Source organism: Acuticoccus sp. MNP-M23 (assembly GCF_031195445.1).
In the GTDB taxonomy this organism is placed as follows: Bacteria; Pseudomonadota; Alphaproteobacteria; order Rhizobiales; family Amorphaceae; genus Acuticoccus.
Genome location: NZ_CP133480.1, coordinates 805,901 through 831,616, shown reverse-complemented (window position 1 = coordinate 831,616; position 25,716 = coordinate 805,901). Strand labels below are relative to the sequence as shown.

Below are 25,716 nucleotides of genomic sequence, written 5' to 3'. Positions count from 1 at the left end.
TCCGCAGCACGACGGCCGGCCGAGCCGCCGCTGCGCATGGGCCGACGCCACCGTGAATGACGCCGCGTGATGCTATCGCGGCACACTCTCGCCGCCGTTAAGAGCGTCACCGTGCGCCCCGGTGTTCAGATGCCGCTGAAGCGAACCACAAGCCGCGCCGGCGTCTGACGCGGCGGCAGCATGACCGCCCCGTCCGGCCCGACACCGAGCGGCACATCGTCCAGCGCCGCCGACGCGACGGTCTTGCCCGAGACGGCAAAGCGCGCCGTGGGGCCAGCCGGCAGCATCGCCTCGAATGCATCCGCCTCGAACACGACGTCCGACAACCGGCTCAGCGTTGTGGTGATCCTGAGATCCGGGCCGTCGACAATCAGCCCGCCGCCAGCGGCCACACGCAAGGTTCCGGCCGGGATGGCGACCGGGCCGAGCACACCATCGCCGAGCGGCGCGCCCAGCGAGAGGCCGTCCCACGGGGTCACGTCGGCGGCAACGCCGGTGGCCATCAACGGCAGGAGCGCGCCCCAGGAATAGAACGGGTCGGTGTCGGACTGGTCGAGGATTTCGCCGGTGGCGCCGTTGTAGTTTTCGCCGCAGAGGCGGTCCTGCCAGCCGTGCTCGTCGAACAGGCGCCAGCTCATGGCTGCAAGTGCGCGCGCCTCGGCGGTGCGTCCGGCGCGCGCAAGGCCCTGATAGGTCCAGTAATTGAGCGGACCCCAGATGCGGCCGCGCCAGTAGACGTTGTCCTGATAGGCGGGCTGGTTGCGCGGCGCCGATGGCAGACCGGGAAAGCCGCCGAACATGTCAGGGTCGGCCAGCCACCGGGTGAGGCTCTCCACCTGCTCTGGCGTCGCTGCGCCCGCCACCATGGGGAAAAACGATGTGGGCGCCAGCGGCTCCACAAAGCCGCCGCCGACGAGGCGGTTGGCGAAGATCCCGCGCGAGGCATCCCAGAGATGGGTGCTGATGGCGGCTTTGTGGGTGGTGCTGGCGGCGGTGAGGCGGGCGGCGTCCCCGGATTTGCCAAGGGTTTCGGCAATCATCGCAAGAACCTCGCCGTCGAGCGCGAGGAGAGAGTTGAGCGCGACGTCGTAGGACATCAGGAGGCCGGTTGCCTCATCGAACGGGGCGGGGTCGTGGATGGCCATGTTGTCCATGGACGATTCGTCCTTGGCGGCGAGTTTGGTGCCCTTGTAGAGGCCGTCGCCGGCGTCGAGGCTGGTGCCGTAGACCACGAGGCCGGCCTCGCCTGCGCTGCGCTTTTCCCACCACCAGTCGTGATTGCGCACGAGGCCGTCATAGGCCCATTCCAGGAGCGCGGTGTCGCCGTGGCGGGCGGCAATGGTCCACACCGCGTAGGAGACGATGGGGGGCTGCGAACGGTCCAGCCACGCATCGTTGCCGGTGATGAGGCACGGAAAGTTGCCGGCCTCCGTCTGCCACGCGAACACCGCCGCAAGGTTTTCGCGGGCGCGTGCAAGGTCGAACGGCGACCACATCATCGCGTTGAACACGATGTCGTTCAGCCATACGCCGAAGCCGCCGAATTTTCGCGTGTTCCAGTAGCGGGTCAGCACCGTGTAGGGGCGGTCGTTGACGCTGTCCCACACATGGTTCCAGGCCATCACGTCGTGCACGGCATCCAGTGGGCCGTTGGCCTCCGTGCTGGCGCCAGCCAGGGGCAGCGCAACGGCCGGCAACGGCGGGCGCTTTGGTGTGCCGGGGGCAATGGAAAGCGCCATTGCGGGTGCTTCCTCGAGGTTGAAGCGAAGGGCTGCGACGGTGCCCGCCGTGCCGCGGGAGGCGAGATAGAAGTAGCCGTGCTCGTGAAGCTCGGCCGTCACCGCGTCGATGCTCCGGTGGAAGGTAGCCATCAGCGGCTTTTTGGCCGCGGCGACGGCAAGCCATGCCTCCGGCGCGGAAAGAATGCCGGTGGCGGGGTCGTAGGTGAGCGCGCCCGCGCCGGAAACGCACAGCACCACCCAGAAGCGCAGGCCCCATTCACCGTAGGTGTCGGTCCACCAGTCGATGGTGGCCGCCGGGCCGTTGAAGCCGTAGCGGACCGTGAGCGTGGTGCCGGCATGGGTGACGCGGAAGGTGGCGCTGCTGTCATTGCGGGGGCGGGCGCCCAGCACAAGGTCCGGCCCCATGCCGATCTGGCTGACCGCACCGGCCCGTGCCGAATAAAGCAGCGGTGTCACGGTCAGCCCGCTTGGCGGATGCACCAGTGCCGCTGGCCGGTCTGCCGACCATGTGCCCCAGCCGCGGTCGCTCATGGTGCGCCCCAGGCGGACAGAAGTTCGGCCGTGTCCACCGTTTCCACCTGCTGGTCGAAGCGCGATTGCATGAGCGTCAGGGCGGCGTCGTGGGAAGCGGGAACGGAGCTTGCCATTGCATCGCGCACCAGCACCACGCGGTGGCCAAGGTCGATGGCGGACAGCACAGAAGCGAGAATGCAGACATCGGTCTCCACGCCGCAAAAAACCAGCGAGGCAGGCCCGTCGATGCCGACGCGATCTGCGAAGGGCTGCGCATCGAACGCGTCGTGGGTGGTCTTGTCGAACACGTTGTGCGGCAAGGCGTGGGGGCGAAGGGTCTCGTGGAGATTGAAGGGCGCCGTGCCAATCCGGTCCACCGTCACGCTCGCCCACCTTGTGTAGTAGCGCTGCCAGGCGCCCGATGCAGTCTCCGCACGATCGGCGGAGATGAACCGGGTGAACAGCGTCTGCGCCGGGCGGGCGCGCACCAGCGCTTCGACGTTCGGCAGGATCGTGAGTGCCTCCGGGCAGAACCAGTCGCCGGGCTCCATGAACAGGCGCTGCATGTCGATGCACAGGACGAGCGTGTCGTCCGGCAAGGGGCCGAAGGTGAGGCCCGTCACGGCGCGACGATGACCGCGTCGGCCGGCTTGAAACTCAGCTCCACGGGGGTTCCGGCGGCAAGGGATGCGCCGCCGCTGTTCTGGGTGAACACCTTGATGGTCTCCTCGCCGCGCGCCACCAGATAGCTGACGCTGCTGCCTTGAAAGATGACTTCGGACACCGTTCCGTTGAGCGCGTTGGTGCCGCTGGCGGGGCCTGCGGATGGCGCGATGATAATGCGCTCGGGCCGCACGGCCACAGTGGCGGCACCGGCGGGCACGGCCTCTTCGGGCGCAATCCGGGCGCCGTCTTCAAGCTGGATGATGCCGCTGTCGGCGTTGCCGGCGAAGAGGTTCGCCTCGCCGAGAAAGGTTGCAGCGAACGCGGTCTTCGGCCTGTCGTAGATCTCGCGCGGGGGGCCTTCCTGCACCAGCCTGCCATCGCGCAGGACGCCCACCTTGTCGGACAGGGTCAGCGCCTCTTCCTGGTCGTGGGTGACGAAGATGGTGGTGATGCCGATCTCGCGCTGGATCCGTTTCAGCTCCACCTGCATTCCGGTGCGAAGCGCCTTGTCCAGCGCGGACAGCGGCTCGTCGAGCAGCAGGACGCTGGGGCGGATGACCGTCGCACGGGCGAGCGCCACGCGCTGCCGCTGGCCTCCGGAAAGCTGATGCGGCCGGCGGCGGTCGTGCTCGGTGAGGCGCACCAGCGCCAGCGCATCCTTCACCCGGCGCCTGATCTCTCCGCCCGGCACGCCGCGCACCTTGAGGCCGAACGCCACGTTGTCGAACACGCTCATGTTTGGAAACAGCGCGTAGCTCTGGAACATCAGCCCGATGTCCCGCTTTTCGGGCGGCAGGCTCTCGATGGGCGCGCCGCCGATCTCGATCGTGCCGGCGTCCGGAAATTCGAACCCTGCGATGGCACGCAGGAGCGTGGTCTTGCCGCTGCCGGAGGGGCCGAGGAGGCCGTAGAAGCCGCCGTCGGCAAACTCGATGGACACATCGTCGAGCGCCGTGACGGGGCCGAAGTGCCGCGAGAGATTCTTGACCGAAACGGACGCCATCAGCGGTCTCCCCCGAAGCGATAGAAGCGTGAAACGATGATGAGGATCACCATGGAAGAGACGATGACGATGGTGGAGATGGCGTTTATCTCGGGCGTGAAACCCTTGCGGATGGATGTGTAGATTTCCACCGGCAGCGTGGAAACACCCGGCACCGCAAGGAAATAGGAAATCACGAACTGATCGAACGACACGGCGAAGGCAAACAGTGCCGCGGCAATGATGCCGGGTGCCAGAAAGGGCAGGGTGACGTGCCGCGCCACCTGCCACGGGCTTGCGCCCAGCGAGCGGGCGGCGGCCTCAAGGTCGGGGTCGAAGGCCTTGAGCCGGGCCGAGACGACGATGATCACGTAGGGCAGCGCCAGCGCCACGTGGCCAAGCACCATGGCGTGGAGGCCGCGGCCGACCCCCGTCCAGAAGAAGAACAGAAGCATCGCCGTGCCCGTGATCAGCCAGGGGATGGCAATGGGCGGGAACAGGAGAAGTTGCAGGATGCGCTTGCCGCGAAACTCGTAGCGGAAGAAGGCAAGCGACGCCGCGGTGCCGAGCGCCGATGCAATGACGGTGGTGATGATTGCAATGACGATGCTGTTGAAGCCGGCCTCCAGAAGGCGCTCGTTGCCGGCAAGGTCGTCGTACCAGCGCAGCGACCACTGGATCGGCAGGGTATAGAATTGCGACTTGTTAAACGACATGGCCGCCATCACGGCAATGGGCGCGTAGAGGAACACCAGAACGAGGCCGAGATAGATCCGTCCCGCAACGCCCAGCATCACGCCGCCCGCTTCAGGATGGGGGCGAACAGCGCAAAGATCACGAGCACGCACGCCAGCAGGATGAACGAGAGCGCAGCCCCCAGCGGCCAGTTGAAGACGGCGGTGAACTGGTCCTCGATCACCGTGCCCAGGAACGTGCCTTGCCGTCCGCCCAGAATGCGCGGCTCCATGAAGGACCCGATCACCGGGACGAAGATGAGCACGGCCCCGGCGACAAGGCCGGGGAGCGACAGCGGCAGAATGATCCGGCGCAGGATGGTGCCCCACCCGGCCCCCAGCGAGCGGGCCGCCTCGATCAGGTCGTCATCAATTGCCTGGAGCGAGATGTAGCAGGTGAGGATCATGTACGGCAGGTACGAGTGGACGAGGCCGATCACCACAGCCTCGTAGGTGAACATCAGGTTCAGCTCTGCGTCCGGAAAGACGGCATGGATGGCGGTTTCCAGAACGCCGTTGCCGCGCAGGACCATGGTCCACGAAAAGACGCGGACCAGCGCGTTGCTCCAGAACGGGATGATGACGAGGATGAAGAGCGCCTCGCGCCACCGCCCCTTCACCGTTTTTGCAAGCACGTAGGCGCAGGGAAAGCCGAGGACGATGCAGATCGCCACCACCTCCGCGCCGAGCTTCAGGGAGCGAAGGAGAAGGGTTGCGTAAAAATCCTTCTCGAAGAAGGCGCGATACTGATCCAGCGTCAAGGTGCCGGTGCCGCCGGCCAGCGGCGCTTCGGTCAGGAAGCTGAAATAGAGCATTGCGGCTATGGGCAACAGCACCGTCAGCGTCAGCCACACATAGGCCGGCCCGGTCAGCATGGCGATGGACCGCGCGGCGGACGGGCGCCGCGCGGGGTGGGGCGTGCTGGTGCTCAACGCCGAAGCTCCGGCCTATTCCTGGAAGTAGGTCTTCGTTTCCTGCCACAGCTCAAGCATGTTCTTGCGGGTGTCGTCCGCAATCGGCCCCATGAACTGGAGCCGGCCTTCGTCGGCGGCCTTGGCAAGCACTTCGCGGTTGAACGCGCCTTCGGGCAGCTGGTCCATGGCGGCGGCATTGGCGGAGGCCGGTGCGCCCACGTCGGTGTCCCACTTCACGTAGAAGTCCGGGTCGATCATCCAGTCGATGAACTGGTAGGCTGCGTCCGGGTTCGGGGCATCCTTGGCGATGGAGAGGCCGTCAAGCCAGCCGATGGCGCCTTCCTTCGGAATGACGAATTCGACCGGCAGCTCGAAATTGGTGGCCGACCGGGCCGCCGAGCCGCTCCAGTAGGTGGCAGCGTCGAATTCGCCGGATGCCATGTACTGGTTCCAGTCGTTCTCGGATGTCCAGAATGTGCGGATCTGCGGCTTCAGCGCCCGCAATTTTTCGCGGATGGCATCCATGTCCTTGGGGTCGTTGATGTCCTGCCCCAACGCGATTGCGGTGAGCTGTACCGATTCCACCGCGTCGTCACGCCAGCCGATGCGCCCTGCCATGTCGTCCGCCCACAGCACTTCGATGGTGTCGGGCGCGGCCATCTTGTCGGTGTTGATGGCAAAGGACGTGGCACCCCACACCCAGGCGGCGCCGTAGTGCTTGCCGTCCATCATCAGGTTGGGGTTGTCGCGCAGGTCGGCAATCGCGTCGGCAGCGTTGGTGAGCTTGGCCATGTCGAGCGGCTCGATCAGTCCCTCGCTTGCCGCCTGCGGGGTGTAGGCGCTGTTGATCAGCACCACATCGTAGCCGCCGGGGTTGGTCCGGAGCTTGGTGAGCATCTCCTGCTCGGAGTTGAAATATTCGTGCTCGACGGTGTGGCCGGTCTCGTCCTCGAATGCCTTGACGGCCCAGTCTTCATCCGTGCCGTAGCCTTGCCAGTTGAGGACGCGGATCGTCTCCGCGGTGGCCGCAGTGCTGCCGGCGCCGGCAACCGCCAGTGCAATGGCGATGGAAGCCAGTTGTGGGCGCATCTCTCACTCCCCAGTCTATCCGTGGACATTGACGCACGGCTGCCGCGGTCTGCGTTTGCATGCAAACAGCATCGCCTGCACCGACAAGGTGTCAGGCAGCTTGCCCGGCTGCAAGTCCAAAGCATTGCGGCAATGAATTGATTGTGCCGCCTGTTTCGCCGGTCAGCGGGCGTAGGGGGTTCGGCGCACGCCTTCGATCCCCACATCCACCCGCAGGAGACCGCCGGACATGGGAAGCGCGGCGCGCGCGGCATCGGTCATCTCCACCGTGGCGGTGGTGATGTAGAGGCTCGTGCCGACGAAGGCGCAGGACGTGGCCTTCTCCACCGGCAGATCGAGAATGCGGTCGGTCGAGCCATCCGGCGCAAAGCGGATGAGGCAGCCGCCATCCCACCTTGCGTTCCACAGGTAGCCCTCGGCATCCACGGCCGAGCCATCGGGCGAGCCGGGCAGGGTGGGGTCTGGACGGAAGCTGTCGATCCGGTCGCCCAGCGTGCCGGTGTCCGGGTCGTAATTGTAGGCGCCGAGGTCGCGGGTGGCCGTGTCGGCGTTGTAGAGGATCTTGCCGTCGGGGCTGAAGGCGATGGTGTTGGCGATGCCGATATCGGTCCGCAGGATTTCGAGGCGGCCCGTTGCGCCGAGCTGGTAGAGCGTGCCGTCGCTGCCGCCGGCCATGTTCATCGTGCCGGCGAGGAAGCGTCCGGCGGAATCGGTGCCGGCATCGTTGAAGCGGTTGTCGGCGCGGTCCGCTTCCGGCTGGTGCAGGAAAGGGCTGCGCTGGCCGTCGGCGTTGAACAGCGCGATCCCGTCCCAGAACGCGCCCACATAGTTGCCGGAGGCCGCGGGCGCGAAGCCGGTCAGCGCCGTGTCGAAGGTGAGCGAGGTGACGGCGCCGGAGGCAAGGTCCAGCCGGTGCCAGCGCCGGGTCATGATGTCGACCCAGCGGAACGAATTGTCGGCGGCGTCGTGGACGGGGCCTTCGCCCAGCACATCGTCCGTGTGGGCAGCCAGTGTGATTTCAGCCATCAGGTGTCACCCTCCTTGAGCCTTGTGATACGGGCAAGGTCGGAACTGCCCATGGCAACCAGTTGATGCATCACTTGTCCAGCGAGAACCGGGTCGCGCATCCGGATCGCTTCGAGGACTTCGCCGTGGATCTGCAGCGTCTTGCGGTAGTTGGCCGAGGCGGATGTGGTGAGGCGGAAGCTCATCCGCAGCGCTGACCCGATCACCGCACCGAAGCTGGCATAGAACGGGTTGTGGCTGGCCACCAGCACCGCGAAGTGAAAGGCCTCGTCCGCCTTTGCGGCGTCGTCGATGTCGCTGGTCGTTGCTCGGTTCATCCACGCGAACGCCGCATCGATGTGCCCGAGATCCGTGCTGGTGGCGCGCTCGGCGGCAAGCCTCGCGGCCGCGGGCTCGATCGCCATCCGCGATTCGTTGAGGCTGCGGATGAACGCGTAGTCCGGCTCCATCATCTCCCGCCAGGCCAGAAGCTCCGGGTCGAGGTGGTTCCACTGGGTCGATGGTAGCACCACGGTGCCGGAGCGCGTTCGGCTGGCAATCAGCCCCTTGCCGGCGAGGGTGCGGATGGCTTCGCGCAGTGCCGTGCGGCTGACGGAAAAACGCTCGCTGAGATCAGCCTCGGAGGGAAGCTTCTCGCCGGGCACGAACGTGCCGCCGAGGATCTGCTTGGCGAGTGTGGAGACCACATGGGCGCGCGGGCGTTCGGCGCGCGTCTTGTCAGCGCGTTGGTCTTCCATCCATCAGCTCTTGTTGAGCCGGTATTCGGCGAGGAAGACGGCGAGGATCAACAGCGTTCCCTTGGCAAGCATCTGGTAGAAGGTCGGCACGGAGGTCAGGATCATTCCGTTGTTCAAAATGCCGATGATCGCAACACCCAGAAGCGCGCCGACCACAGTTCCCTTGCCGCCCTGCATGGCGCAGCCGCCGAGGAAGGCCGCGGTGATGGCTTCCAGTTCCAGCCCCTGCGACCCCGAAATCGGCTGCCCCGACCCGGTGCGCGCGGCAAGAAGGATGCCTGCAATTCCCGCGACAAAGCCCGAGAGGATGTACATCGACACCCGGTAGGCGGTGAGGTTCATGCCCGAAAGCCGTGCCACCACCGGGTTGCCCCCGATGGCGTAGAGGTTCCGCCCTTTGATGGACTTGTGCATGAAGATGTAGAACGCGACGGCGACGAGGATCAGGATCCAGATCGGCGCCGGCAGACCCATGACGCGGCCGATGCCGATCCAGCGGAACGCATCGTTGAAGATGGAGATCGACTGCCCGTTGGACAGGATGAACGCTACGCCGCGGAAGATCGCCATGGTGCCCAGCGTCACGATCACCGCGTTGATCCGCCCGTAGGTGATGAGCAGGCCGTTGACGAGCCCGGCCATCGCACCGATGGCAAGCCCTGCCGCAATGCCGACACCGGCAGCGTCGGTCTGCTGGATCGCCATGGCGGTGGCGACGGTGGAAAGGCCGACGATGGACCCGACCGAGATGTCGAGCCCGCCGGACACGATCACCGCCGTCTGCGAGATGGCGAGGACGCCGAGGATCGCGACCCCCATGCCGATGTTGAGGATGTTGCGGGTGGAAAAGAACACGTCGCCCCGGAGCGTCCCGAAGATGACGAGCAGGACCACCAGCGCCAGGATGAGGCTGAGATTGTGGATGCCGACGCGCTCCACAATGCGGGTCAGCGTGGGGGTGGGCCGGGCTTCGGCAGGGCTGGAAAGGGTCATGCGAGTTCTTCCGCGAGGGGTCGCGCCGGTGCGCCATGGGGCATTGCGGCGTTGAGGATGGCGGTTTCGGACACGTCGTCCGCGCTGAATTCGGCCCGGATGCGGCCGTCCGACATCACGAGGATGCGGTCCGACATGCCGATCAGCTCCGGCATTTCCGAGGAGATGACGATGACGCCGAGGCCGTTGTCGGTGAGCGCGCGGATGGTCTGGTAGATCTCGCCCTTGGCGCCGACGTCGATGCCGCGGGTGGGTTCGTCCAGAATGAGCACGGAGGGTTCGGCGGCGAGCCAGCGGGTGAGCACCACCTTCTGCTGGTTGCCGCCGGACAGGCTGGAAACGGGCGTGTCCAGCGACGGCGCCTTGACCGACAGCCGCTCCGCAATGGCGCGGATGACGCCGAGCGCCTTGCCGCGGGAGTAAAAGCCGGCGGAAGACACCTTGTCCGGAATGCACAGGACCGCGTTGTCGAGGATGGACTGCATCAGGAGAAGCGCCTCCTCCTTGCGGTCTTCCGGCGCAAAGCCGATGCCGGCGGCAATGGCAGCGGCGGTGTCGCCCGAGGGGAGCGCCTTGCCGTTGAGCGTCACGGTGCCGGCCTTGCGGCGGTGGAAGCCGAAGATGCCCTTGGCAAGCTCGGACCGTCCGGCGCCCATCAGGCCGCCGATGCCGAGCACTTCGCCGGCCTTGAGGTCAAACGAGATGTCCGTGACATGGTCGGTGGTCATGCCATCGACCTTCAGCACCACGGCGCCGGTGGAGGGATCGCGCGGCGGGTAGAGGTCGCTGAGCGCGCGGCCGACCATCATCTCGCCGATTGTCTCCTCGGTGACGGTGTCGACGGGCACAACGTCCACCAGCCGGCCGTCGCGCAGGACGGCGACGCGATCGGCGAGCGCCTTCACCTCGGCAAGGCGGTGGGAGATGTAGATGACCGCGACGCCCTCGCTGCGCAGCCGGTCGATGATCTTGAACAGGCGCCGCGCCTCGTCGTCCGTCAGCGAAGACGTCGGCTCGTCGAACGCGATCAGGCGGCCGCCGGCGTGGACGGCGCGCATGATCTCGATCATCTGCCGCTGCGCCGGGCCAAGGCCCTCGCAGTGGCGGCTGGCGGAGAGTTCGCTTGCCATGCCGAATTCGGCGAGCAGCGCGTCGGTCATCCGGTTGAGCTTGCGCCGGTCGAGCAAGACGCCGGCGAATTTGGGGAGGTGGCCGAGATAGATGTTTTCCGCCACGCTCATGTGCGGGACAATTTCGGGCTCCTGGTGGATCACCCGGATGCCGTGCCCGTGCGCATCGCTGGGGCCGGAGAACGAGACCGCCGCGCCGTCCACCACAATGGTGCCGGAAGAGGGGCCGAAGACACCCTCGATCAGCCGCATCAGGGTGGATTTGCCAGCGCCGTTCTCGCCCACCAGCGCCAGCACTTCGCCGGCGCGAAAGTCGAGCGTCAGTCCCTCCAGCGCAGTCACCGCGCCAAAAGTCTTGCCGATGCCATCGACCTTGAGAATGGTTTCACCGCTCACGGGTCAAGCCTTTCGGTGATTGTCGGGAAAGGGGGCGGGCCGCGACGGGCCCGCCCGGACGGCCTCAGTTGCAGAGGCGGTCCTTGTAGTCGGCGAAGTTGTCCATGCTGATCAGCTCGGGGTCCGAGTAGGTCGCCGCCGGAAGCTCGGTGCCGTCCTTGATCGAGGCCAGCAACAGCTCCACCGCCTGGCGGCCGTGGTTGGCCGAGTTCAGCCACATGGTGCCGCGGAACGCCGAATCGCGACCCGAACCGAACGCATCGCAGGCGCGGCTGCCGTCGATGCCGACGCCCATGCCGTCCGCCGCCGCATAGCCGGAGTTCTCCATGGCGCGCGCGGCACCCAAAACGCCGTCGTCGTTGCAGGAGAAGAACACCCACTTGGTCGCCTGCGGGTTGGCGGTCAGCGTGGTGGTCATCACGTCGATGGAGTTGACCATGGTGTTGTCGTAGGGAACGCGGACGACGTTCTCGGGGTCGAAGTCCGGCACGTTCTCGAGGAAGGCTTCCTCGGCGCCCTTGTTGCGCTGCATGCAGGTGTCCGCCTTGCGGTCCTCGATGGAGGCAACGCGCACCTCTTCGTCCGCCCAGCCCTCTTCCTTGTAAAGCCGCGCCAGCTCCTCGCCCACGTTGCGGCCGATGGAGTAGGCGTTGAGGCCCACGTAAGGCACCGGCGTGCCGTCCTCGAAGTTGATGTCGTCGTCCACTGCAATCAGCGGCACGCCGGCTTCCTTGGCGCGGGCGGCGACCACGGGGCCGAGCGCCTTGTCGGGCACGACAATGGCGATGCCCTTCACGCCGTCGCCGATCATGGTGTCGAGCGTGGTGATGGTGAGGTCGGCGTTGAACTGCACGTCCTGGCTGACGAATTCGGCGCCGCCGGCCTCGGCCGCCTTCCGGGCGCCGTCCACTTCGGCGACGAACCAGGGGTGGTCGCCCATCTTGTTGATGTAGCCGATCTTCACGTCGTCCTGCGCCGAGGCGGCGGTGGTCAGGGCGGCGAGTGCGATGCCGGCAAGAAGTTGTTTCTTCATGTGGTTTTTCCTCCCGTTGGGGTCAGTCGTGGTAAAGCGCCGAGCGTCCGCCATCGATGACGATGGTCTCGGCGTTGATGAAGGGCGCCTCGTCGGAGGCGAGGAACACCGCGGTCATTGCGACTTCTTCGGGTGATCCGATGCGCCGGGCGGGATGCATCGCCTCGGCCCGTGCGCGCTCTGCGGCGGGGTCGTCGAACTCCGCCCAGTAGTCGCGCGCAATCTCAGTATCGATGTAGCCGGGCGCGATGGCGTTCACCCGCACCCCCTCGGGTGCGTACTCGACGCCGAGCGACCGCGTGAGCCCGATCAGCCCGTGCTTGGCGACGGGGTAGGGGAAGGTGTGCGGGATGATCTTGAACCCGTGCACGCTGGCAATGTTGACGATGGCGCCGCGCTTTTGCGCCCGCATCCCCGGTAGCACCGCCTCCGCCATCGCCCAGCAGGCTTCCAGGTCGAGCGCCATGCAGCGCGCCCACTCCGCGCGCGGCATCTCGTGCGGCCGGTAAAAGACGTTGGCGCCGGCGTTGTTGACCAGAATGTCCACCGTGCCAAGCGTCTGTGCGGCCTGCACGGCGCCCGCAACGTCGGCGGCCACCGTCACGTCGGTGCGCACGAAAAGCCCGCCGATCTCTTCGGCGACCTTCGCGCCGGTCGCCTCGTTGCGTTCGGCGACCACCACTTTCGCGCCTTCGCTGGCGAACGCGCGCGCGATGGCCTCGCCGATCCCCTGTCCGGCGCCTGTGACCAGCGCCACCTTGTTTTTCAAGCGATCCATCATCTCACCAATCCACGACTGTGCCGTCGGGCATGACGGCGTTGGCGGTGTGCAGCACTTCCTGCTCGAAGGGGTGCTTCGCGATCTCGGCCTCGTTCACCTCGATACCGAGACCGGGCTTCTCGGGGCAATCCCAGCGGCCGGGCGTGCGCGCGATGGGCCAGCCGACGACATCGTCGTACCAGGGCACGGCGCCAACCATCTCTTCCTGGATGATGAAGTTGGGCGTGGAGATCCCGAAATGCAGCGCGGCCACCCCCGCGATCGGCCCCAGCGGGTTGTGCGGCGCAAGGCCGATGCCCGCCGTCTCGCAAAGCGCCGCGATCTTCTTGGTCTCCAGAATGCCGCCGGTGTGGCAGATGTCCGGCTGCGCAATGTCGAATGCGTGGCGCGCGACGGCAGGGGCGAACTCGCGCCGCCCCACAAACCGTTCGCCTGCTGCAATCGGCACCGGCGAATGGGCGGTGAGGAAGGCCGTGCCGTCCAGATCCTCCGGCGGCACCGGCTCTTCCACGAACAGCGGCCGGGCAGGCGCCAGCGCCTCGATATAGGCGAGCGCCGCATGGCGCGACGCGGGGCGGCCATGAAAATCGACCATGATGTCGACGTCGGGGCCGACGGTTCCGCGAAGGCCCGTCAGCATCCGGCCGACAGCGTCGATGTTCCGGTTGGAGGCGGTGTAGTGGGTGTAGGGGATCGGCACGACCTTGACGGCATCGTAGCCGGCGTCGACCACCTCGCGGCCCTTTTGCGCCAGCCGCTCGCCCTCCAGCGTCTCGTAGACCGAGCCCATCTCGCCCATGCCAAGGTGGGTGTAGACGCGCAAGAAATCCCGGCACTTGCCGCCCAGAAGCCGCCAGACTGGCTGGTCGAGCGATTTGCCCAGAATGTCCCAAAGCGCAAGCTCGATGCCGGAGACGGCGGACATGCCAACCACGCCGAGCCGCCAGAAGCCGTGCTTGAGCATCGTCTGCATCAAATGCTCGATGTCGCGCGGGTCCTTGCCGACGAGCAGCGGCTCAAGGTCGGAGATGGTGCCGACGACGCCGCGGGTCTTCCACTCCAGCGTCGCCTCGCCGTAGCCGACAAGGCCCGGCACGTCGGTCTTCACCCGGACGAAGATCCAGTTGCGCATGACCGCATTGCACACCAGCGCGTCGATCCCGGTGATCCGCAAGCTCTGTTCTCCCGGCAAGCGCGCAGGCTGGCCTGCACGAAAAAATTGCATTGATCCGAAGCGCGAGGTTGCGCCGCGAGAAACAAGAATGACGGGAAGGCGGCAGTGGGCGCAGCGATGCCACGCGCAAATCCGGCCGCTCCTGACGGGTCCCCCCGGACGTTCTTGTTCTTCGTTGCCTGGAAGCTCCCATAAAAATATTACAGAAGCAACATATAAATACGATATAAAAGCGGTGGGAGCCGAATGAGGGTAGAGGCGGGGTCAAGGCTTCGCCCGGAGCCACGCGCAGCCGGCGGCGAGCATGGCGAGGACGGGGCCTTGACCCCGCGGCTGCCCGCGAAACGCTCGCATCAGGGGTTCAGGCAAGGCAGACGCGAAGCGGCTGATCTGTCCTGAACCCCTGCCACGTGGCGAACGGGGGGAGCGCGAGGGGGAACACCCTCGCTCTTTCAAGTGAGACTCCGGCGCGGCGCGCCGTCCAAACCCTCTGGCGTTGCCGCGTGATGTGGCATCTTCTGGGTGAAAGAGGCGCGGAGGAGGGCTTAATTTGGAAAAGATAATTCTCGTCACAGGTGGATCGCGGGGCATCGGCGCTGCCACCTGCCGGCTCGCGGCGCGGCAGGGTTTTGCGGTCGCCGTCAATTACCGCGCCGACCGCGCCGCGGCGGACAGCATCGTTTCGGAGATCCGGAATGGCGGTGGCCGTGCCATGGCCGTCGGCGCTGATGTTGCGGATGAACAAGCCATAAGCGCAATGTTCGAGGCCGTTGTTTCCGAGCTTGGCGTGCCGACTGCGCTCGTCAATTCAGCCGGGATCAGCGTCCACGGGCGCGTCGAGAATTTTGACGGTGACGCGCTAGCTCATCTGATGCGGGTCAACGTTGTCGGGACCATGCTGTGCTGCCGGGAGGCGGCGCGGCTGATGTCGACTGCCAATGGCGGGAAGGGCGGGGCCATCGTCAATGTATCGTCGATGGCGGCGACCATCGGCGGGCGGCGCGAGGCGAGCGCCTACGCAACGTCCAAGGCGGCTGTGGATGCATTCACCGTCGGTTTTGCCAAGGAGGTGTCCGCCGAGGGCATCCGCGTCAACGCATTGCGTCCGGGCGTGACGATGACGGACATGACGACAGCGCTGCGGGAAAACCCGGCCGTAATGGCTGAGATTGTGGCGACCATCGGGATGAAGCGCCCGGCGGAGGCGGCCGAGATTGCGGCGCCGATCCTGTTCCTGCTGTCGGACGAGGCGTCGTTCGTGTCAGGCGCGACGCTCGATGTTTCGGGCGGCGGCTTTCTTGTTGCGGGGAGCACCGGGGGCCGCTAAGGCGCCCGGCGCGACGGCGCTACCACATCACGTCGCCGCCATTGGGCGAAACGCTCTGGCCGATCATGTAGGTGCTCTCGTCCGACGCCAGGTAGACGTAGGCGTGGGCGGCCTCTTCGGGGGTGCCGAGGCGCTTTGCGGGCAGCGAATTCAGCTTCCATTCGGCCCAGGCGGGGTTGCCGGCCGCGCCGGTGCGCCACATGGGCGTGTCGATGGGGCCGGGGCACACGATGTTGACGCGCACGCCATCCGCCGCAACCTCCTGCGCCACCGAAACCGACAGTGCCACAACGCCAGCCTTGGAGGCGCAGTAGATGCTGTTGCCGGGCGCAGGCTTGTGGGCCAGCTGCGACGCGGTGTTGATGATCGACCCGGAGCCCTGCGCCAGCATGATCGGCACCACGGCGCGCATGGCATGGGCCACCCCCATGAGGTTGACGCTGAGGACAGCGTCCCACACCGCAGCGTCATGCTCCTGGAACGGCTTTTTCGGCGCGGACACGCCGGCATTGTTCACCAGAACGTCGATCCGGCCGAACGCCTCGTGGGCGCGGGCGATGGCAGCGTCGATCTCGGCCGGGTTGCGCACGTCCACTGCGGCGGTGAGGCAGGTTTGGCCCATGGCCTCCACCTCGGCCCGCAGCGAGGCAAGCTCGTCGTCCTTGCCATGGTCGGCTGCCAGAATGTCGGCGCCTTCCCTGGCGAAGAGCTGCACCACAGCGCGGCCGATCCCGGTGCCGCTGCCGATCACCACGGCCTTCTTGCCTTCAAGCCGGCTCATGCCGCCACTCCTTTGGCAGGAGCCGGAAAATTGCGGGCCCAGTGGCGCGCAATGTCGCCGCGCTTGCAGAGCCACACACCCTCGTGCGCCGCCACATGTTCCAGAAAGCGCGTCAGCGCGACCGCCCGGCCGGGATGCCCCGCCACGCGGCAGTGAAGACCGACGGACATCATCCTCGGAGCGGTTTCGCCCTCGGCGTAAAGCATGTCGAAGCTGTCCTTGAGATACTCGAAAAACTGGCCGGCCGTGGCGATGGCGCCGCGTGCGAATTTCGCATCGTTGATGGCGAGGCTGTAGGGAATGACGAGGTGAGCCCGGTCCCGCACGTGGGTCCAGTAGGGCAGCTCGTCGTTGTAGGCGTCGCTGTCGTAGGCAAAGCCGCCGTGGGCGACCACAATGTCACGGGTGTGGACTGTGGGTGCATAGCGGCAGTACCAGCCCATCGGCTCGGTTCCGGTGTGGCGGGTCAGCGAGGCGAACGCGGTGGCAATCGCCTGCTCCTCGGCCTCGCGGCTCAGCGTCTGGTGGCGTTCCCAGCGCTGGCCATGGCCACACACATCGCCGGAACCGCTGGCCACGGCATCGCGGATGGCGGCGGCAATTTCCGCATTGCGCTCAAGCACCTGCGAGCAGGTGAAGAAGGTGGCGGGTGCATCATGGGCCCGGAGGATGCGCAGAAGGCGCCAGAAGCCGACACGGCTGCCATACTCGAACATGGATTCAGCGGCGAGATCGCGACCCTCGAAGGCAGCACCGCCGCCTTCGGCAAGCCCGGTCTCGGAGACCGCATCGCCGTCCGGCACCGACGGTTCGGACCCTTCTTCCACGTTGACGACAATGTTGAGCGCAAGGCGGGCGCCGCCCGGCCATCTGGGATCCGGCGGATTGGCGCCGTAGCCGACGAAGTCGCGGGGGAGGGCTGGTTCAGACGACAATGGCAAAGGCTCCTTCCAGCTGGCGGATCTCGGTGTCGCTGCCGTCCGCGATGCGGCGGATGAAGCCGGCAACGGTGGTCGGTGCCGTCTGCGAGGCCATGCCAAGGTGCCAGGTGCCCACACGGTAGATGACGGCGTGGCGCGGCGGGATGGCGAAGGCTGTGAAATCGCCCGCACCGGGCGTTTCGATCTCCGGCGGGGCGGCGACCACCAGAAGAGGCTCGTCGCCCAGCGGTACGAACACCTGCACGCTGAACGGATGCCGCTCGATGGTGAGGGGCACCGCCGCCTCGGGCGGCAGGACGGAGTTCAGCGACATGCGCGCCTCGCCGTCTGTGGGTTCGCCATCGAATGAAAGCGGCAGCGGGATCCGGTCGCCAACGGCCGGCGCCGGAACGATGGCGCCGAAGGGGGCGAAGTTTTCCGCAGTGGCTGCGCGCGCCTGGAGCGTCGCGGTCGGGTCAATCATGGCCGTCCTGTCAGAAGAGAACCGAAGGAAGCCACAGCGCAAGCTGCGGCACGTAGATGAGGATGGCGAGGAAGATCACCATCGCCAGCACAAATGGCAGGACACCGATGTAAACGTCCAGAATGCTGCCCTGCTTGATGCGGATATTCTGCACCACAAACAGGTTGAGCCCCACCGGCGGAGTGATCAGCGCCATCTCCATCAAAACGATGATGAAGATGCCGAACCACACCGGATCGAACCCCAGCGCGATGACGAGCGGGTAGACGACGGCAATGGTGGTCACCAGCATGGCGACCGCTTCGAGGAAGCAGCCGAGCACCGCGTAGAACAGCACCAGCAGCCAGATCGTCCCATATTTGCCGAGGTCGAGCGAGACGACCCAGTTGGCAAAATCCTGCGGCACCCCGGTAACGCTGAGCTGGAAATTGAGAATGAACGCGCCGACGATCACGAGGAGGATCATGGCCGTGGTCTTGAGGGCGGACTCAAACGCCGTGTGCAGCATCCTGATGGACAAGGTGCCGTTGAGCGCGGCCAGCAGCAGCGCTGCCAGGATGCCGATGGCGGCGGCCTCGGTGGGTGTCGCGATGCCGAGATAGATGCTGCCCATCACCATCGCGAAAACGAACATCACCGGCAGGATGTTGACCAGCGAGCGGATCCGCTGGGCTAGCGTCAGCTGGTCTTCCAGCTTTTCGGCCTTGGAGCCCTTGATGAGCGAGATGACGATCACGATCAGCGACATGGTGATGGCAAGGACGATGCCCGGCAGGATGCCGGCGGCGAACAGGCGGCCGATGGAGGTGTTGGTGAGGGCGCCGTAGATGATGATGTTGATTGACGGCGGAATGAGGATGCCGAGCGTCCCGCCTGCTGCGATCGAGCCCAGCACCAGCTTCTGGTCGTAGCCGAGGCGCAGGAGCGTCGGCTGTGCCACGGTGCCGATGGTTGCCGCCGTGGCGACGCTGGAGCCGGAGGCCGCAGCAAACAGCGCGCAGGTGGCAATGTTGGCGTGGACGAGGCCCCCCGGCAGCCAGCCGACCCAGTTGGCAAGGCTGCGATACATCCGGTCCGCCACGCCGCTCAGCGAGAGGATTTCGCCGAGCAGCACGAACAGCGGGACGGCAATGAGAATGTAGGAATTCATCGTGCTCCACACGATGTTGCCCACCATGTTGGGCAGGATGCCGAGCGACATCGCATCCGCCCCGAAGGCGAGCATCACCAGCGCCGCACCCACGTAGACGCTGGTGCCGAGCACCACGAGGATGGCACCGAAATAAAGGAGGGACGCGCTCAATTGCGGATCTCCTCAGCGGTGCCGCGCGCGGCAAGGTCGCCCTTCACGCGCGTGATCTCTTCGTCGAGCGTTTCGGAGCCGAGGCGGCGGCGCACGAAGTCGATGTCGCCGCGGATGAAGGCGGCGACGCAGCGCACGAACAGGATGAGTGAGATCAGCGCAAAGAAGCCGAGCGCCCCGGCCCAGATCGACTGCGGAATCACGAGCGGTGTGCGCAGTGGCGTGTTGGACAGCGCATCCATTGCCACCGTGCTGCGCACCACGCCGATGGCAACCCACACCAAAACGATTGCGGTGAAGAGGAGCGCGAGTAGCGCAAACAGGTCCACCAGCGCCTGCGCGCGCGGCGGCAGGGGCTGGCGCAGGAGTTCGATGCGCACATGGGCGCGTTTCACCAGCGCATGGGAAAAGCCGATGGCGGCGACGACGGCCAGAATGTATCCGCCATACTCGTCGACGCCCTGAAGGCTGGTGCCGAAGAACTTGCGCAGGATCGCGCTCGCCACGGTGGCCAGCGAGAGTGCGATCAGCACCCACCCGCCTGCAATGCACAAGGTGCGCGTCACCTTCTCGATGGCGTGGTCGAGCCCGTTCATGGCGTTGTGTTCCGCTTGAAAGAGAGACGGGCGCCCCCTCTCGGAGACGCCCTCAAGGGGTTGGGCAAAGGCCCGCGCCCGAGTGTCGATCCGTCGCCGGGAGGCCCCGGCGCGCGGCTCAGAGCTGGATGTCGAGGATCTTGCCGACGGTCTCGTTCCACTGGGCGCGGCAGTCGTCGACGACGCGCTCGCACTGCTCGACCCAGGTGGGCAGAATGACGTTTTCGAGCGCGGCCTTCATTTCGGCGCGGCCCTCGTCGGTAACTTCGAGGAGGCTCATCTTGCCGACGATGCCGTTCTTGCAGGGCTCGGCGCCGATGTTGCAGTTGATGCCGTCCTGGTTGTCGTCAACGCCCATCTGCCACAGAGCATCGCCGAGCTCTTTCATTTCCGCGGTCAGCACCTCCTGCTGTTCGGGCGTGAGCTTGTTCCAGCTGTCGAGCCGGATGGTGTGGATCGCGACGCCCGAACCGCCCAGCGGCACCGGATAGAGCGTGTCCGTCACCTCGTGCCAACCGTTGACGTTGCCGTAGACGCTGCCGGTGGCCGAACAGTCCGCCACGCCCTGCAGGAGTGCCTGATACACTTCCGGGCCGGCCAGCGTGATCGAAGCGCCGCCGAATTCCTCGACCGCCGCTGCGCTGAACGCGCTGGAGACGCGCACCTTCTGGCCCGCGAGATCCTTCAGGCTGGTGATGTCGCCCTTGCAGAAAAGAATCTGCGGCGGGTAGGCCCAGACCGCCATGAGCTTGGCGCCGTAACGCTCCTGCAGGCGTGCGTCGAGCACGGGGCTGTAGGCTTCGAGCAGTTCGCCAAGCTCGTCGAAGGTGTAGGACAGGCCCGGCAGGTCAGCGCCCATGAACAGCGGATCGTCACCGCTGACGTGGGACACCTGGATCGAGACCACGTCGAACGCGCCGGTCTGCAGGGTGCGCAGCGCCTCGAAGCCGGTCAGGCCAAGCTCGTCGATGGTGCGGAACTGCGCAGAGAACGTGCCATCGGTCCGCTCTTCGAGCCCCTTCCAGAACGGGGCTTCGATGTCCTGCTGCTGGGGTTGGTTGCCGTACCAGCCGAGGACGCGCAGGTCGACATCCGCAGCAAGCGCGCCAGCCTGCCCGAGGGTTGCAAGCATGCCCCCGGCAGCGGCGAGGCGTGTGGCAGCACGAAGAATGGTCATGGGCATGGGTATCCGGTTCGGTGAGGCCTGATGCCGGCTGGAAGGCCGGCGCACGCTGCATTCATGCACAGACGATGCCAGCGCCGCCGTCGCGCTGGCGGCAAAAATAATATCCGGGTAGAATTGACAACGCTGATTATACCCGGGTAAAAGCCCTTCTGGATCTATCAGGAGTGAGTTCGTTGGCGGAAGAATGGAACAGGGCGGCCGCAGCGTTTGCTGGCGGGCGGATGGTTGCGGAAGGCGCGCTGCTTGAGGTCGCGCTTTGCGTGAAAGCGGCCGGTGATGCGGGAGAGACCGGGCTACTGGTGCTGGACGACGCCACAGGCGCCGTCATCGATGTGGATGTGCGCGGCGACCGGGAGGAAATTGCGGCCCGGCTGGCGGGTGCTTCCGGCAAGAGCGCCGGGGCGGATGCGCCCGCGGCGTCCGGGCGGCGGGGCCGGCCGAAGCTCGGCGTGGTTGCACGGGAGGTGACGCTGCTGCCCCGCCACTGGGACTGGCTTGGTGCCCAGAAGGGCGGCGCCTCTGCCACGCTACGGCGCCTGATCGATGAGAAGCGCCGCGGCACCGCGGGCGCCGACACTGCCCGCGCTGCGCAGGATACAACCTACCATGCGATGACAGTGCTCGCCGGCGACCGTCCCAATTACGAGGAGGCGACGCGGGCACTCTTTGCCGCCGACATCGCCCGCTTCAACACGTTGATGGCGGACTGGCCGGCGGACGTGCGCACCTACCTTGCGCGCCTCGCTGCGCCGCTGGGCGCGGCGGCGGAGACCGCGGCGGCTCAGAGCACGTAGGCGTAGACCAGCACCCAGCCGGACAGGACAAGGGCGCACAGCACCGTGTAGAGGCCATTCCAGCGAAGGCCCACATGCCATGCGCTCTTGTCGGCAAACGAGCCGGTGATGATTGTAGTTGCGGTGAACGGCGAACACGCGCCGGTCAGCGCCCAGCCTGCCGTGACCGCCACCTGCAAGGCCGTGGGGGAGATGCCCATGGCGGCTGGCGTGGGCAACAGCGGCAACAGGAGAGAGGCTGCCAGAAGCGGGTTCATCGCAAACTGCCCCGCGATGGGGAAGATCCAGATCAGCCCGACCAGAATGGCCGCGGTCGGGATCGTTTCGAAGCTGATCCCGGCTTCGGCGATCCATGGCGCAAGGAGAACGCCGCCGAGCGTGCCGATGTAGCCTGCCATCGACAACAGCGTGATCTCGCCGCGGTAGCTCGGCAATTCGCTGCGCACATACTCACGCGAGCGGCTGACCATGTGGCGGACCCGGTTGCCGGGCTCCGCCTGCGCGCCAATCCACAGGAGTGAGACCAGCGGCACCACCAGCGTGACGACGCCCACGGTGCGCACGCCCGTTGCCACATGCAGGACACCGACCAGCCCGAACAGGATCGCGAGCAGCATCAACAGCGGGTAGAGCGAACTCCAGCCGCCCTCGACCTTGCGCGGCTGCGGGCGCGGGCGGTTGAGGCGGGGCTTGAACAGCGTGTCCATGGCATAGCCGGTGCCGACCAGAATGAGGCCGGAAACGAGGCTCGGGACCACGACGCTTGCCCACGCCGTGCCCGGAATGAGCGCCGTGGAGATGGCGATGGAAAAGGACAGCGGCGACCATGGCAGCGTCGACACCATGGCGCGCTGGATCGCAAGGAGCATCCGGCGCAGGCGAATGGTGCGGATTTCGAGGTCCGGCTCTTCCCTTGCGCTGGTGGCGGCGAGGCTCCCCAGAAGCGCTATGGCGCCGTAGTTGAGCAGCAACGAGAAAAGCTGCCCGCCGACCGAAAGCGCCGCATAGCGCCGCCCTGGCGGCTGGCTGGCCAGAAAGGCACCGCAGGTGCGGATGGCGGGTGAAGTCTGCGCAGCGTTGCGCAACGTGGCGAGCGCCGAGAAGAACGCCACGATGAAGGCGGTAACGCCGAGGCCGCGCAGGACGTCATCCTGCCAATCGTCATGCAAAATGGCGACGGCGACGGTAAGCCCGGCCGCAGCAAGAATGAAAGCCAGCCGCGCCGCACGCACCTTGAACGCAAGCACCAGCGCCAGCGCCACCGTTGCGACGGGGGTCACCATGCCGACGAACGCCGAACCGCCCCAGTCTGAAATCACGACAAGGAGGGTGACGAGGACGATCAGCAGTCCGACGAGGGGCGAGGCGCCGCTCGTGCGGCTCTGCGGCACCCCGAGCGGGCCGACACTGCCGGCGGGGGAAGGGGCGTTCAGCGGTCTTGCTCCCGGCGGACTGCCCGGTGGGGAGGCGCGCAGCCGGCATTCGAGGGACGGACGAGCGGGTCCGCGCGGCGTGGACTGGACATGGGCAGATACGTTCGGTGAGTTCGGATCAGGACGGATAGTAGGGCTAAACCCTCCGGCCGAATTCACCAAACCTGCCGTGCGACCCTGTCCTGCGTCTGCCGCCGGTTACGCTGATCGGCATCTCAGATGGAAGCGCCGAGGCGGCTGATGCTTTCCGTGCCTTCGCCGGCCGCTTCGCCGTGGGTGAGGGTTCCACTTGCCGTCTCGGCCACCAGCGCCGCCAGAGGCGGGATCAAGGCGTCCAGCGGCGCGTGGCCCGTGACCACCGGGCTTGCGTCAAAGTCGATCTGCCCGGTGAGGCGGGCGGCCGTGTCGGGGTTTGCGCTCACCTTCAAGGTCGGGGCGAGGGCGGAGACGTAGGGGTTGCCGGCGCCGGTGGTGAAGAGGGCGAGCTGCGCGCCGCCTGCCACCATGGACGTGATGGATTCTGGCGAAAAACAGGGCGTGTCCATCAGATAGAGGCCGGGTGCGCCGCCGAGCGGGTCCCCCTCGCGCAGAAGTCCGCTGATGGGCTGGTCGCCGCCCTTGGCGATGGCACCGAGCGACTTTTCTTCCAGCGTGGTGATGCCGCCATCGTGGTTCTGCGGGCCGGGGTTGCCGGCCTGCACGTCATGCCCGGCGGCCGCGGCCAGCGCGTGGCGACGGGCCATGGCGGCGCGGATTGCATCGGCGACCGCCGGCGATGCGGCGCGCTCGCACAGGATTTCGTCTGTGCCCGTCCATTCCAGCGTTTCGCTGAACACGGCGCGGCCACCGGCGGCCACATGCTGTTCCATCAGCCGTCCGCACAGCCGGTTGGCGACAAGGCCGGAGGTGGCGTCCGAATGGCCACATTCCACCGCAATGGACAGCGCCGACACGGGATGCGCGCTGCGCCGCGCCTGTGATGCGGTGCGGATGAGCGCCGTCAGCGCCCGCGCCCCTTCGTCGATCAGGCGGAACCGGTCCTCGCCAATCCCCTGAAGCGAGAGGGCAGCGTGCGGGCGGCCGGCGCGCGCCAGTGCAGCGGCCACGTCCGCCACCATCGCGTTGTCCGCCCCGAGGACGAGACAGGCGCCGGTATTGGGGTGGGTTGCGAGGGCCGCCATGGTCTGCCGCTGAAAGGTGCGATCGTCGCCCACATGGCCGCGCCCGTAGGTGGAGGCCACCAGCACCGTTTGCGGAAACAGCCTGTGAAGGGCGCGTGCGGCCCCGTGCTCCAGCCCGCTGAGCGACAGGATGACAACATGGTTGCGCACGCCGGGCGGCGTTGTGGCCCGCGTGTAGCCGAGAAATGCGGTGTCCGGTGCGCTCATGCGGCGTCTGCTCCGGCCGCGGAACGGCGCGCGGCGCGGCCGGCAAAGCCTTCCAGATTGTGCAGGTGGACGTGGGCGCCTGCTGCAATGGCGGCGGTGGCTGCGCCGATGGGCGCCCCATATTTCAGCACGGTTTCGCCGGCGGCAATGGGACCGAGGGCAAATTTGTGGCCGCGCGGGATGGCCGAAATCAGCATTGGTGCGGCCACCGCCGTGCCGGCTTCGTCCACCACGCGGGGCTGGTCTCCGGCCCCCAGCGGTCGCAGCGCGGTGGCCACGGTGTCCGCCCGCGTGAGGCGGATGGCATCCCACTGCGGGGCTTTCGGCGTGGTGGTGGCGTGAGTCACAGGCTGTTCCTCGCAAGACATGTTGCACAGATGCGAAGCATTGTGCCTCAATAGAGGTCCTCGCAAGCAATGCTTGCAAGAATGCCCGCAGACCGCAAAGGCGCCGCGATGCAGCTCGATGTCTTCACAGTCCACGTTTCGGACAAGACAGACTGGATCGTGCTGCGCCTGACCGGGCCGGACGGCTGGGTCGGCATCGGCGAGGCGACACTCAACCGCGAAACTGCTGCCGTGCTGGCGGCGGTCGAACCTGCCGCTGCGGCTGCGGCGGGCGCAACGTCCGCCGAGGCTGCGCGGATGGCGGTGATCGCGGCGATCGACGGTGCGGTCGGCCGGGCCATTGCCAGCGGACTGGAACAGGCCGCTCTCGATCTTTCCGGCCGGCGGACCGGCCTGCCGGTCCACGCGCTCCTTGGTGGCGCGTTCCGGCACAAGGTGCCGGCCTATGCCAACATCAATCGTGGCACGCTGTCCCGCACGCCGCAGGAATTTGCCGCCCGCGCGCGAAAGGCGGCTTCCGCCGGCTACACCGCCGTGAAACTTGCCCCGTTCGACGCGGTGACTGCGGCGGCAACCGATGATGCGGCCCGCGAGGCGCTGCTGGCGGACGGGCTTTCGCGCATCAGGGCCGTAACGCAGGCCGTGCCTTCCGGCGTTGGCGTACAGATCGACTGCCATTCCCGCTTCCGCGCTGACGAGGCGGCGGCCATGCTGGAGGCGGCCGCCGGGTGCGGGGTGAGCTGGTTCGAGGAGCCGGTGGCCGAGACGGCGGCCAACCGGCCGGCGCTGGCAGCACTTCGCCCGCAGGCGAGCGCGCTCGGCGTGGTGACGGCAGGCGCCGAAAGCGCCGGGAACCTTGCCGAGTTCCTGCCCTTTGTGGTGGGCGGCACCTACGACATCGTCATGCCCGACATCATTCTGGCCGGCGGCCCGCGCGAGGTGGTGCGGATCGGCCATCTTGCAGCCGCGTTCGGCGTGGGCGCCAGCCTTCACAACCCGTGCGGGCCGGTGATGGACATGGCGAGCGCCAACACCGCAGCCGCGATGCCGACGCTGGTTTCGCTGGAACGCCAGTTCGACGAATCCGCCCTTTACGACGAGATCGTCGCCGCCCGTGCACACAATTTTCAAGACGGCGCGATCGGCATGACCGACGCGCCGGGTCTCGGGATCCGGCTCGACTTCAGCCACCCTGCGCTGGTCTGGCAGGCAAGCCACGCGGTCAGCCTGTGACCGGGTTCTTGTCC

Annotated in this window: 25 protein-coding genes; 3 read left to right on the top strand and 22 right to left on the bottom strand. The window is 66.8% G+C overall.

The features are described from left to right. Positions 1-125: 125 nt before the first annotated feature. The 13 genes from RDV64_RS03950 to RDV64_RS03890 form a co-directional block, all read right to left on the bottom strand. Positions 126-2,273: a trehalase family glycosidase gene (locus RDV64_RS03950; RefSeq protein ID WP_309197980.1), complete on the bottom strand. Its 2,148-nt coding sequence runs from the start codon at positions 2,271-2,273 to the stop codon at positions 126-128. Then, on the bottom strand, positions 2,270-2,878 hold the full coding sequence (locus RDV64_RS03945) for an isochorismatase family cysteine hydrolase (RefSeq protein ID WP_309197979.1): 609 nt from the start codon (positions 2,876-2,878) through the stop codon (positions 2,270-2,272). The genes RDV64_RS03950 and RDV64_RS03945 overlap by 4 nt, the downstream gene beginning before the upstream one ends. Beyond that, complete coding sequence (locus tag RDV64_RS03940) at positions 2,875-3,924, bottom strand: ABC transporter ATP-binding protein (protein WP_309197978.1); 1,050 nt, start codon at positions 3,922-3,924, stop codon at positions 2,875-2,877. The genes RDV64_RS03945 and RDV64_RS03940 overlap by 4 nt, the downstream gene beginning before the upstream one ends. Continuing rightward, complete coding sequence (locus tag RDV64_RS03935; RefSeq protein WP_309197977.1) at positions 3,924-4,697, bottom strand: ABC transporter permease; 774 nt, start codon at positions 4,695-4,697, stop codon at positions 3,924-3,926. Before RDV64_RS03935 ends, RDV64_RS03940 begins: the two co-directional genes overlap by 1 nt. Further along, complete coding sequence (locus RDV64_RS03930; protein ID WP_309199425.1) at positions 4,697-5,512, bottom strand: ABC transporter permease; 816 nt, start codon at positions 5,510-5,512, stop codon at positions 4,697-4,699. The genes RDV64_RS03935 and RDV64_RS03930 overlap by 1 nt, the downstream gene beginning before the upstream one ends. 72 nt (positions 5,513-5,584) lie before the next feature. Continuing rightward, entirely contained in the window at positions 5,585-6,640 is a 1,056-nt protein-coding gene (locus RDV64_RS03925) for an extracellular solute-binding protein (protein ID WP_309197976.1), read from the bottom strand. Between the two features lie 162 nt (positions 6,641-6,802). Further along, entirely contained in the window at positions 6,803-7,666 is an 864-nt protein-coding gene (locus tag RDV64_RS03920) for an SMP-30/gluconolactonase/LRE family protein (protein ID WP_309197975.1), read from the bottom strand. Continuing rightward, positions 7,666-8,403, bottom strand: coding sequence for a FadR/GntR family transcriptional regulator (locus RDV64_RS03915; RefSeq protein WP_309197974.1), 738 nt, complete (start codon positions 8,401-8,403; stop codon positions 7,666-7,668). Before RDV64_RS03915 ends, RDV64_RS03920 begins: the two co-directional genes overlap by 1 nt. Positions 8,404-8,406: 3 nt before the next feature. Continuing rightward, positions 8,407-9,396, bottom strand: a complete 990-nt coding sequence (locus RDV64_RS03910) for an ABC transporter permease (protein WP_309197973.1) — start codon at positions 9,394-9,396, stop codon at positions 8,407-8,409. Continuing rightward, positions 9,393-10,922 carry a sugar ABC transporter ATP-binding protein gene (locus RDV64_RS03905; RefSeq protein WP_309197972.1) on the bottom strand — a complete coding sequence of 510 codons (1,530 nt, stop codon included), beginning with the start codon at positions 10,920-10,922 and terminating at the stop codon, positions 9,393-9,395. The genes RDV64_RS03910 and RDV64_RS03905 overlap by 4 nt, the downstream gene beginning before the upstream one ends. A 64-nt stretch (positions 10,923-10,986) precedes the next feature. Continuing rightward, complete coding sequence (locus tag RDV64_RS03900) at positions 10,987-11,955, bottom strand: substrate-binding domain-containing protein (RefSeq protein WP_309197971.1); 969 nt, start codon at positions 11,953-11,955, stop codon at positions 10,987-10,989. A 22-nt stretch (positions 11,956-11,977) separates the two neighbouring features. Further along, positions 11,978-12,736 (bottom strand): SDR family oxidoreductase, encoded by a 759-nt coding sequence (locus tag RDV64_RS03895; RefSeq protein ID WP_309197970.1) that lies wholly within the window; start codon positions 12,734-12,736, stop codon positions 11,978-11,980. A 1-nt stretch (position 12,737) separates the two neighbouring features. Beyond that, complete coding sequence (locus tag RDV64_RS03890) at positions 12,738-13,910, bottom strand: enolase C-terminal domain-like protein (protein ID WP_309197969.1); 1,173 nt, start codon at positions 13,908-13,910, stop codon at positions 12,738-12,740. Between the two features lie 550 nt (positions 13,911-14,460). Here RDV64_RS03890 and RDV64_RS03885 point away from each other — a divergent pair. Further along, complete coding sequence (locus RDV64_RS03885) at positions 14,461-15,237, top strand: SDR family oxidoreductase (RefSeq protein ID WP_309197968.1); 777 nt, start codon at positions 14,461-14,463, stop codon at positions 15,235-15,237. Positions 15,238-15,256: 19 nt separating this feature from the next. Here RDV64_RS03885 and RDV64_RS03880 read toward each other — a convergent pair whose 3' ends face one another. The 6 genes from RDV64_RS03880 to RDV64_RS03855 all read right to left on the bottom strand — a co-directional run bounded on the left by RDV64_RS03880 (position 15,257) and on the right by RDV64_RS03855 (position 20,498). Beyond that, on the bottom strand, positions 15,257-16,018 hold the full coding sequence (locus RDV64_RS03880; protein ID WP_309197967.1) for an SDR family oxidoreductase: 762 nt from the start codon (positions 16,016-16,018) through the stop codon (positions 15,257-15,259). Then, complete coding sequence (locus RDV64_RS03875) at positions 16,015-16,953, bottom strand: polysaccharide deacetylase family protein (RefSeq protein ID WP_309197966.1); 939 nt, start codon at positions 16,951-16,953, stop codon at positions 16,015-16,017. The genes RDV64_RS03880 and RDV64_RS03875 overlap by 4 nt, the downstream gene beginning before the upstream one ends. Continuing rightward, a complete protein-coding gene (locus RDV64_RS03870; protein WP_309197965.1) occupies positions 16,943-17,422 on the bottom strand; it encodes an ureidoglycolate lyase in 480 nt (159 codons plus the stop codon). The genes RDV64_RS03875 and RDV64_RS03870 overlap by 11 nt, the downstream gene beginning before the upstream one ends. A 10-nt stretch (positions 17,423-17,432) precedes the next feature. Beyond that, positions 17,433-18,725 (bottom strand): TRAP transporter large permease, encoded by a 1,293-nt coding sequence (locus RDV64_RS03865; protein ID WP_309197964.1) that lies wholly within the window; start codon positions 18,723-18,725, stop codon positions 17,433-17,435. Continuing rightward, positions 18,722-19,321: a TRAP transporter small permease gene (locus tag RDV64_RS03860; protein WP_309197963.1), complete on the bottom strand. Its 600-nt coding sequence runs from the start codon at positions 19,319-19,321 to the stop codon at positions 18,722-18,724. The genes RDV64_RS03865 and RDV64_RS03860 overlap by 4 nt, the downstream gene beginning before the upstream one ends. A 118-nt stretch (positions 19,322-19,439) precedes the next feature. Beyond that, positions 19,440-20,498: a TRAP transporter substrate-binding protein gene (locus RDV64_RS03855; protein ID WP_309197962.1), complete on the bottom strand. Its 1,059-nt coding sequence runs from the start codon at positions 20,496-20,498 to the stop codon at positions 19,440-19,442. A gap of 173 nt (positions 20,499-20,671) precedes the next feature. Between RDV64_RS03855 and RDV64_RS03850 the strand changes: the two genes are divergently transcribed. Next, positions 20,672-21,301 (top strand): DUF2239 family protein, encoded by a 630-nt coding sequence (locus tag RDV64_RS03850; RefSeq protein WP_309197961.1) that lies wholly within the window; start codon positions 20,672-20,674, stop codon positions 21,299-21,301. Here the strand turns inward: RDV64_RS03850 and RDV64_RS03845 are convergent. The 3 genes from RDV64_RS03845 to RDV64_RS03835 form a co-directional block, all read right to left on the bottom strand. Continuing rightward, on the bottom strand, positions 21,289-22,692 hold the full coding sequence (locus tag RDV64_RS03845; RefSeq protein WP_309197960.1) for a hypothetical protein: 1,404 nt from the start codon (positions 22,690-22,692) through the stop codon (positions 21,289-21,291). The two genes, RDV64_RS03850 and RDV64_RS03845, sit on opposite strands and share 13 nt — an antisense overlap. Before the next feature lie 257 nt (positions 22,693-22,949). Next, entirely contained in the window at positions 22,950-24,122 is a 1,173-nt protein-coding gene (locus tag RDV64_RS03840; protein ID WP_309197959.1) for a UxaA family hydrolase, read from the bottom strand. Then, a complete protein-coding gene (locus tag RDV64_RS03835; protein ID WP_309197958.1) occupies positions 24,119-24,469 on the bottom strand; it encodes an SAF domain-containing protein in 351 nt (116 codons plus the stop codon). The genes RDV64_RS03840 and RDV64_RS03835 overlap by 4 nt, the downstream gene beginning before the upstream one ends. A gap of 108 nt (positions 24,470-24,577) precedes the next feature. On the opposite strand from RDV64_RS03835, the gene RDV64_RS03830 reads away from it, so the two are divergent. Then, complete coding sequence (locus RDV64_RS03830) at positions 24,578-25,702, top strand: enolase C-terminal domain-like protein (protein WP_309197957.1); 1,125 nt, start codon at positions 24,578-24,580, stop codon at positions 25,700-25,702. Positions 25,703-25,716 lie beyond the last annotated feature (14 nt).

Bases quoted from the DNA above. Each gene is read 5' to 3' on its own strand.
- RDV64_RS03950 (WP_309197980.1), bottom strand. From the start codon at position 2,273: ATGAGCGACCGCGGCTGGGGCACATGGTCGGCAGACCGGCCAGCGGCA.
- RDV64_RS03940 (WP_309197978.1), bottom strand. From the start codon at position 3,924: ATGGCGTCCGTTTCGGTCAAGAATCTCTCGCGGCACTTCGGCCCCGTC.
- RDV64_RS03935 (WP_309197977.1), bottom strand. From the start codon at position 4,697: ATGCTGGGCGTTGCGGGACGGATCTATCTCGGCCTCGTTCTGGTGTTC.
- RDV64_RS03930 (WP_309199425.1), bottom strand. From the start codon at position 5,512: ATGCTGACCGGGCCGGCCTATGTGTGGCTGACGCTGACGGTGCTGTTG.
- RDV64_RS03925 (WP_309197976.1), bottom strand. From the start codon at position 6,640: ATGCGCCCACAACTGGCTTCCATCGCCATTGCACTGGCGGTTGCCGGC.
- RDV64_RS03920 (WP_309197975.1), bottom strand. From the start codon at position 7,666: ATGGCTGAAATCACACTGGCTGCCCACACGGACGATGTGCTGGGCGAA.
- RDV64_RS03915 (WP_309197974.1), bottom strand. From the start codon at position 8,403: ATGGAAGACCAACGCGCTGACAAGACGCGCGCCGAACGCCCGCGCGCC.
- RDV64_RS03910 (WP_309197973.1), bottom strand. From the start codon at position 9,396: ATGACCCTTTCCAGCCCTGCCGAAGCCCGGCCCACCCCCACGCTGACC.
- RDV64_RS03900 (WP_309197971.1), bottom strand. From the start codon at position 11,955: ATGAAGAAACAACTTCTTGCCGGCATCGCACTCGCCGCCCTGACCACC.
- RDV64_RS03895 (WP_309197970.1), bottom strand. From the start codon at position 12,736: ATGATGGATCGCTTGAAAAACAAGGTGGCGCTGGTCACAGGCGCCGGA.
- RDV64_RS03880 (WP_309197967.1), bottom strand. From the start codon at position 16,018: ATGAGCCGGCTTGAAGGCAAGAAGGCCGTGGTGATCGGCAGCGGCACC.
- RDV64_RS03870 (WP_309197965.1), bottom strand. From the start codon at position 17,422: ATGATTGACCCGACCGCGACGCTCCAGGCGCGCGCAGCCACTGCGGAA.
- RDV64_RS03860 (WP_309197963.1), bottom strand. From the start codon at position 19,321: ATGAACGGGCTCGACCACGCCATCGAGAAGGTGACGCGCACCTTGTGC.
- RDV64_RS03855 (WP_309197962.1), bottom strand. From the start codon at position 20,498: ATGACCATTCTTCGTGCTGCCACACGCCTCGCCGCTGCCGGGGGCATG.
- RDV64_RS03840 (WP_309197959.1), bottom strand. From the start codon at position 24,122: ATGAGCGCACCGGACACCGCATTTCTCGGCTACACGCGGGCCACAACG.
- RDV64_RS03830 (WP_309197957.1), top strand. From the start codon at position 24,578: ATGCAGCTCGATGTCTTCACAGTCCACGTTTCGGACAAGACAGACTGG.